This is a genomic window from Plantactinospora sp. KLBMP9567 (assembly GCF_033446045.1).
GTDB lineage: Bacteria > Actinomycetota > Actinomycetes > Mycobacteriales > Micromonosporaceae > Plantactinospora.
The window spans coordinates 201,952-210,245 of the sequence record NZ_JAWQRR010000040.1 but is presented as its reverse complement, the minus strand read 5'-3'; the positions used below and the strand labels follow the sequence as shown (position 1 = coordinate 210,245).

Annotated in this window: 3 protein-coding genes and 2 pseudogenes; all 5 read left to right on the top strand. The window is 72.0% G+C overall.

Annotated elements, in window-relative coordinates; translation table 11 throughout:
- Positions 1-15: 15 nt before the first annotated feature.
- Positions 16-108: pseudogene (locus R6Y94_RS45350) on the top strand (hypothetical protein); the annotation flags it as partial.
- A 144-nt stretch (positions 109-252) separates the two neighbouring features.
- Positions 253-2,223, top strand: coding sequence for a condensation domain-containing protein (locus R6Y94_RS30275; RefSeq protein WP_412102919.1), 1,971 nt, complete (start codon positions 253-255; stop codon positions 2,221-2,223).
- Between the two features lie 5 nt (positions 2,224-2,228).
- Positions 2,229-3,863, top strand: coding sequence for an amino acid adenylation domain-containing protein (locus tag R6Y94_RS30270; protein WP_318399258.1), 1,635 nt, complete (start codon positions 2,229-2,231; stop codon positions 3,861-3,863).
- The gene (locus R6Y94_RS30265) at positions 3,793-5,085 is read left to right on the top strand and encodes a condensation domain-containing protein (protein ID WP_318399270.1); all 1,293 of its coding nucleotides are present in this window, start codon (positions 3,793-3,795) and stop codon (positions 5,083-5,085) included. The genes R6Y94_RS30270 and R6Y94_RS30265 overlap by 71 nt, the downstream gene beginning before the upstream one ends.
- A gap of 5 nt (positions 5,086-5,090) precedes the next feature.
- A pseudogene (locus R6Y94_RS30260) lies at positions 5,091-8,096 on the top strand (non-ribosomal peptide synthetase); the annotation flags it as partial.
- Positions 8,097-8,294 lie beyond the last annotated feature (198 nt).

Below are 8,294 nucleotides of genomic sequence, written 5' to 3'. Positions count from 1 at the left end.
CCGATCGGCCGTCCGTTGCCGGGGATGGCGATGTATGTGTTGGACGCCGATCTGTCGCCGGTTCCGATCGGTGTGTTGGGTGAGTTGTATGTCGGTGGGGTTGGGGTTGCTCGGGGTTATGTGAACCGGCCGGAGTTGACGGCGGAGCGGTTTGTGCCGGATCCGTTCGGGTCTGTTTCGGGTGCCCGGCTCTACCGCACAGGCGACCTGGTGCGGGTGTTGCCGGCTGGTGATGTGGAGTTCGTTGGTCGGGTGGATGACCAGGTGAAGGTGCATGGTTATCGGATCGAGTTGGGTGAGGTCCGGTCGGTGTTGTTGGAGTACGAGGCGGTCCGCGACGCGGTAGTGGTCGCGGTGGGTGCGGCGTCGGACAGGCGTCTGGTGGCGTACTGCGTGCCGGCCGGCGGTGAGCTGGATGTGGCGGCGTTGACCGCGCATGTCTCGACCCGGTTGCCGGAGTACATGGTGCCGGCGGCGTTCGTCGCGCTGGATGCTCTGCCGTTGAACGCGAACGGGAAGGTGGATCGTCGGGCGTTGCCGGATCCGGACACTGCTGCCGTGGACGCGGGTCCCGTTTTTGTGGGGCCGCGTACCGGGGTGGAGGAGCGGATCGCTGGGGTGTGGCGGGAGGTGCTGGGCCTGGATCGGGTTGGGGTGACGGAGAGTTTCTTCGATCTGGGTGGGCATTCGATTCGGGCGGTGGCGTTGGTCGGGAGGTTGCGGGCGGCTGGGTTCGAGGTGGCGGTCCGGGACGTGTTCCAGTACCGCACCGTCGCCGAACTCGCCGAGAAGCTGGCCGGCCAGTCGGTCGCCGACCAGCCGGCCGAGGCCGGTCCGGTGGCGCCGTTCGCCCTGGTCTCCGAGCAGGACCGGGCCGAGCTGCCGGCCGGGGTGGTCGATGCGTACCCGCTGTCGCAGGTGCAGCTCGGCATGGTCGTCGAGATGCTCGGCGGGGTGGGTGGCAACCGCTACCACAACACCAGCTTCTTCCGAATCCGTGACGAGCAGCCCTTCCAGCCGGAGGCGCTACGCGAGGCGGCCCGGATCGTGGTGCAGCGGCACGAGCTGCTGCGGACCTCGTTCGACCTGACCACGTACTCGGTGCCGATGCAGCTCGTGCACGACACCGCCGAGATGCCGGTCGAGGTGTGCGACGTTCGGCACCTGGACGACCGGGGCCGGGAGCAGGCCCTGCACGGCCTGATCGCCCGGGAGCGGGCGAACCTGTTCGACCTGGCCAGCCCGCCGCTGCTCCGGATGGCCGGTTTCGTCGAGGGCGACGACGCCTGGCGGCTCGGCTTCACCCAGTGCCACGCGATCACCGAGGGCTGGAGCCAGCAGTCGCTGCTGATGGAGGTGCTCGACCTCTACCGGCAGCTCGCCGCCGGCAAGACCCCCGAGCCGGTCACCGCGCCCGAGGTCCGGTACGCGGACTTCATCGCCGCCGAACTCGACTCGCTCGGGTCGGCCGTGGACCGCGACTACTGGCAGGGGATCGTCACCCGGCACGCCCGGTTCACCATGCCGGCCGGCTGGGGCGGCGCCGCCGACGACGCCGGCAGCTTCCGGGTCCCGGTCGGGTTCCCTGACCTGGAGCCGGGCCTGCGGGCGCTGGCGACGGCGACCCGTACGTCGTTGAAGGCGGTGCTGCACGCGGCGCACCTGAAGGTGATGAGCCAGCTCACCGACGAGCCGGCGTTCTTCACCGGGCTGGTGTGCAGTGCCCGGCCCGAGGTCGACGGCGCCGACAAGGTGTACGGGATGTACCTCAACACGCTGCCGTTCGCACACGACCGGACGGCCGGCACCTGGGGCGACCTGGTCCGGCAGGTCTTCGACCGCGAGGTCGAACTCTGGCCGCACCGGCGCTATCCGATGCCGGCGATCCAGCGCCAGGTCGGCGGTCGGCAGCTCATCGAGGTGATGTTCAGCTATCAGGACTTCCACCAGGTCGACACGGATCGCGTCGACGTGCGGGCCGGTGCGGGCGACGCCGCCAACGAGTTCGCGCTCGCGGTGTCGACCGGCCCCGGGCACCTGATGCTGCGGGTCCGGCGCTCCGCGCTGACCCCGGAGAACGCCGAGCGGGTGGTGGCGATGTACCGGGCGGTGCTGGAGTCGATGGCCGCCGGTGCCGACGGCGACGCCCGGGTGACGTACGTGCCGGCGGGGGAGCTGGACACGGTGTTGACCGACTGGAACGACACGACCGTGGAGTGGTGAACAGCATGAGTCGATCGGTGCACCACGTAGTCGAGGCACAGGCCGCGGCCACCCCGAAGTCGGTGGCGGTGGTGCAGGGAGGCGAGCGGGTCCGGTACGCCGAGCTCGACGCGCTGGCGAACCGGTACGCCCAGCACCTGCGGGCGGCCGGGGTCGGGCCGGAGTCGGTGGTCGGGGTGCTGCTGTCCCGGGAACCGTCGCTGGTGGCCTGGCTGCTGGCGGTCTGGAAGGCCGGCGCGGCCTACGTGCCGCTGGACCCGGAACTGCCGGCGGAACGGCTCGGCTACATGCTGTCCACCGCCGGGGCGGAGCTGGTGGTGAGCGAGTCGAAGCTGGTCGGCCGGCTGGACGGCATCTACTCCGGGCGGCACGTCCTGGCCGACCGGGACGAGCGGGAGATCGAGTCCCGGTCCGCGGAGCCGGTGCCCGGCCGCGACGACCAGCACCAGCTTGCGTACATCATCTTCACCTCCGGTTCGACGGGCCGGCCGAAGGGCGTGCAGATCTCGCACCGGGCGCTGCTGAACCTGCTCTTCTCGATGCGGCGGCTGCTGGACGCCGGCACCGACGACGTCTGGCTCGCCGCGACCTCGCTCTCCTTCGACATCTCCGGGCTGGAGCTGTATCTCCCGCTGGTCACCGGCGGCCGGGTCGTGCTGGCCGACGACGACGAGGTGGGGGACAGCACCGAACTGCTCAGCCTGCTCGACCGCTTTCCGGTGACGCACGTCCAGGCGACGCCGTCGGGCTGGAAGCTGCTGCTGGACGCGGGTTTCGCTGACCGACCGGTGGTCGCGCTGGTCGGCGGCGAGGCGTTGCCGCCGGCGCTCGCCGGTGACCTGTGCGGCCGGGTGAAGCGACTGGTCAACGTGTACGGCCCGACCGAGACCGCCATCTGGTCGACGAGCTGGGACGTGCCCGGGGACGTCGAGGTGGTGCCGATCGGCCGGCCGATCGCGAACACCCGGACCTACGTGCTGGACCGGGATCTCCAGCCGGTCGCGCTCGGCGTCGTCGGCGAGCTGTACATCGCCGGTGACGGCGTTGCCCGGGGGTACGTCAACCGCCCGGAGTTGACCGCCGAGAAGTTCCTGCCGGAGCCGTTCGGCAAGACCGCCGGAACCCGGATGTACCGCACGGGTGACCTGGTCCGGTACGGGCCGGACGGCAACCTGGAGTTCCTGGGCCGGGCGGACCACCAGGTGAAGATCCGGGGGCACCGGATCGAGCTGCCCGAGATCGAGGAGCGGCTGCTCGCCCATCCGAACGTCCGCAACGGTGTGGTGGTGGCCCGGGAGGACGCGGGCGGCGAGAAGTGGCTTGCCGGCTACGTCGTACCGGTGGACGGTCGGGAGGTTGCGGGCGGCTGGGTTCGAGGTGGCGGTCCGGGACGTGTTCCAGTACCGCACCGTCGCCGAACTCGCCGAGAAGCTGGCCGGCCAGTCGGTCGCCGACCAGCCGGCCGAGGCCGGTCCGGTGGCGCCGTTCGCCCTGGTCTCCGAGCAGGACCGGGCCGAGCTGCCGGCCGGGGTGGTCGATGCGTACCCGCTGTCGCAGGTGCAGCTCGGCATGGTCGTCGAGATGCTCGGCGGGGTGGGTGGCAACCGCTACCACAACACCAGCTTCTTCCGAATCCGTGACGAGCAGCCCTTCCAGCCGGAGGCGCTACGCGAGGCGGCCCGGATCGTGGTGCAGCGGCACGAGCTGCTGCGGACCTCGTTCGACCTGACCACGTACTCGGTGCCGATGCAGCTCGTGCACGACACCGCCGAGATGCCGGTCGAGGTGTGCGACGTTCGGCACCTGGACGACCGGGGCCGGGAGCAGGCCCTGCACGGCCTGATCGCCCGGGAGCGGGCGAACCTGTTCGACCTGGCCAGCCCGCCGCTGCTCCGGATGGCCGGTTTCGTCGAGGGCGACGACGCCTGGCGGCTCGGCTTCACCCAGTGCCACGCGATCACCGAGGGCTGGAGCCAGCAGTCGCTGCTGATGGAGGTGCTCGACCTCTACCGGCAGCTCGCCGCCGGCAAGACCCCCGAGCCGGTCACCGCGCCCGAGGTCCGGTACGCGGACTTCATCGCCGCCGAACTCGACTCGCTCGGGTCGGCCGTGGACCGCGACTACTGGCAGGGGATCGTCACCCGGCACGCCCGGTTCACCATGCCGGCCGGCTGGGGCGGCGCCGCCGACGACGCCGGCAGCTTCCGGGTCCCGGTCGGGTTCCCTGACCTGGAGCCGGGCCTGCGGGCGCTGGCGACGGCGACCCGTACGTCGTTGAAGGCGGTGCTGCACGCGGCGCACCTGAAGGTGATGAGCCAGCTCACCGACGAGCCGGCGTTCTTCACCGGGCTGGTGTGCAGTGCCCGGCCCGAGGTCGACGGCGCCGACAAGGTGTACGGGATGTACCTCAACACGCTGCCGTTCGCACACGACCGGACGGCCGGCACCTGGGGCGACCTGGTCCGGCAGGTCTTCGACCGCGAGGTCGAACTCTGGCCGCACCGGCGCTATCCGATGCCGGCGATCCAGCGCCAGGTCGGCGGTCGGCAGCTCATCGAGGTGATGTTCAGCTATCAGGACTTCCACCAGGTCGACACGGATCGCGTCGACGTGCGGGCCGGTGCGGGCGACGCCGCCAACGAGTTCGCGCTCGCGGTGTCGACCGGCCCCGGGCACCTGATGCTGCGGGTCCGGCGCTCCGCGCTGACCCCGGAGAACGCCGAGCGGGTGGTGGCGATGTACCGGGCGGTGCTGGAGTCGATGGCCGCCGGTGCCGACGGCGACGCCCGGGTGACGTACGTGCCGGCGGGGGAGCTGGACACGGTGTTGACCGACTGGAACGACACGACCGTGGAGTGGTGAACAGCATGAGTCGATCGGTGCACCACGTAGTCGAGGCACAGGCCGCGGCCACCCCGAAGTCGGTGGCGGTGGTGCAGGGAGGCGAGCGGGTCCGGTACGCCGAGCTCGACGCGCTGGCGAACCGGTACGCCCAGCACCTGCGGGCGGCCGGGGTCGGGCCGGAGTCGGTGGTCGGGGTGCTGCTGTCCCGGGAACCGTCGCTGGTGGCCTGGCTGCTGGCGGTCTGGAAGGCCGGCGCGGCCTACGTGCCGCTGGACCCGGAACTGCCGGCGGAACGGCTCGGCTACATGCTGTCCACCGCCGGGGCGGAGCTGGTGGTGAGCGAGTCGAAGCTGGTCGGCCGGCTGGACGGCATCTACTCCGGGCGGCACGTCCTGGCCGACCGGGACGAGCGGGAGATCGAGTCCCGGTCCGCGGAGCCGGTGCCCGGCCGCGACGACCAGCACCAGCTTGCGTACATCATCTTCACCTCCGGTTCGACGGGCCGGCCGAAGGGCGTGCAGATCTCGCACCGGGCGCTGCTGAACCTGCTCTTCTCGATGCGGCGGCTGCTGGACGCCGGCACCGACGACGTCTGGCTCGCCGCGACCTCGCTCTCCTTCGACATCTCCGGGCTGGAGCTGTATCTCCCGCTGGTCACCGGCGGCCGGGTCGTGCTGGCCGACGACGACGAGGTGGGGGACAGCACCGAACTGCTCAGCCTGCTCGACCGCTTTCCGGTGACGCACGTCCAGGCGACGCCGTCGGGCTGGAAGCTGCTGCTGGACGCGGGTTTCGCTGACCGACCGGTGGTCGCGCTGGTCGGCGGCGAGGCGTTGCCGCCGGCGCTCGCCGGTGACCTGTGCGGCCGGGTGAAGCGACTGGTCAACGTGTACGGCCCGACCGAGACCGCCATCTGGTCGACGAGCTGGGACGTGCCCGGGGACGTCGAGGTGGTGCCGATCGGCCGGCCGATCGCGAACACCCGGACCTACGTGCTGGACCGGGATCTCCAGCCGGTCGCGCTCGGCGTCGTCGGCGAGCTGTACATCGCCGGTGACGGCGTTGCCCGGGGGTACGTCAACCGCCCGGAGTTGACCGCCGAGAAGTTCCTGCCGGAGCCGTTCGGCAAGACCGCCGGAACCCGGATGTACCGCACGGGTGACCTGGTCCGGTACGGGCCGGACGGCAACCTGGAGTTCCTGGGCCGGGCGGACCACCAGGTGAAGATCCGGGGGCACCGGATCGAGCTGCCCGAGATCGAGGAGCGGCTGCTCGCCCATCCGAACGTCCGCAACGGTGTGGTGGTGGCCCGGGAGGACGCGGGCGGCGAGAAGTGGCTTGCCGGCTACGTCGTACCGGTGGACGGCCGGCCGATCGATCCGGCCGAGCTGCGGGACTTCCTGGCCGCGGCGCTGCCGGGCTACATGGTGCCGGCCGCGTTCGTCACCCTGGACGCGCTGCCGCTGAACTCGGCCGGCAAGGTGGACCGGCGGGCGCTGCCGGCGCCGGAGCGGACGTCGTTCGGCGGCGAGCGCGAGTTCGTGGCGCCGCGCAACGAGACCGAGCGGCGGATCGCCAGGGTCTGCGTGGAGGTGCTCGGCATCGACCGGGTGGGTGTGCACGACAAGTTCTTCGACCTCGGCGCAGACTCGATGCGGATCGTGCAGCTCGTCACCGCCGCCCGCAGGGCCGAGCTGCCGGTGTCGTTGCGGATGCTCTACCAGCACGGCACCGTGGCCGAACTGGCCGTGGCGCTCGGCGCCCCGCCCCCGGCGAGTGTCCTCGTCGAACCGACCCAGCTCCTCCCGGTCATCGGACCGGTCAAGGGCAGCGCCGCGACCCCGGCCCCGGAACCGACCGCCGCCGTCGCAGAACCTGCGCCCGTTGCCGTCGCCGTGACGGAACTGGAGTCCGCCGTCGCCGTCGCGGAACCCGAGCCCGTCGCCGTCGCGGACCCGGTGCCCGTCGCCGTCACCCGATCGGCCGGGTCAGCCCCGGTCACCGCCGTCCCGGCCGAGCCGGTGCCGGTGGCCGGCGTGCCGGTGCCGGCAACCCGGGCCGAGGCGGTTCCGGCCGGTCGGCTCGCCGCCGGGCCGTCGCCGCTGGCCACCATGACCGAGCACCACGTGCCCGGCGCGGCCATCGCGCTGGTCCGGGCCGGCCAGGTCGCCGAGGTACGCGGCTACGGCGTACTGGTCGCCGGCGGATCCGAGCCGGTCACCCCGGAGACCCCGTTCCAGGTCGCCTCGATCAGCAAGCACGTCACCGCGCTCGGCGTACTCCGGCTGGTCGGCCAGGGGCGGCTGGAGCTGGACGCCGACGTGAACCGGTACCTGACCTCGTGGCGGGTGCCGGCCGGGCCCGGGCCGGTGACCGTACGGCACCTGCTGGCCAACCTCTCCGGCCTCTCCACCAGCCCGAACATCGGGTACGCCCCGACCGAGCCGGCACCGTCCCTGCTCGACGTGCTGTACGGCCGTCCGCCCGCGACCTCGGAGCCGGTCCGGCCCGAGCTGGCGCCGGGGGAGTCGTTCCGGAAGACCAACAGCCACTACGCGGTGCTGCAACAGGTGCTGGTCGACCTGACCGGGGAACCGTTCCCGGAGCTGATCCGCCGGCTGGTCTTCGCGCCGCTGGGCATGACCGACAGCAGCTTCGATCCGGCGTTCCCCGCCGACCCGGCCCGACGGGTCGCACTCGGTCACGACGAGCGCGGGGTACCCGTACCCGATGGCTGGCGCAACCGCCCGGCGCTGGCCGCCGGTGGTCTCTGGACGACCGCCGCGGACCTGGCCCGGGTGCTGGTCGAGATCCACCGCGCGCACCTGGGCAATGGCGAACTGCTCACCCCGGCGCTCGCCGCCGAACTGGTGGCGGTCGCCTCGCCGGGTAGCTTCTACGGTCTCGGCACGGTCGTCGACGACACCGGGCCGGACCTGGAGTTCGGGCATCCGGGCGAGACGGTCGGCTACCGGGCGATGACCCTGGGTCGGCTCCGGGCCGGTGACGGCTTCGTGGTGCTCACCAACTCCGATTCCGGCAAAGCGGTGCAGTCGTTCGTCGCCACCGAGCTGGCCGGCTGGGCCGAGCGGCTCGGCGGCGGCGCGGAGTCGGCGGGTTACGCCGCCGCCGCAGACGGCGAGACGATTCGGATCGGGGAGCCGGCCGGCAGCGCCGGGTTCGCGGCCAACGAGGCCCGGGACGCGTCGCTGGCCGCCGGCACGGCG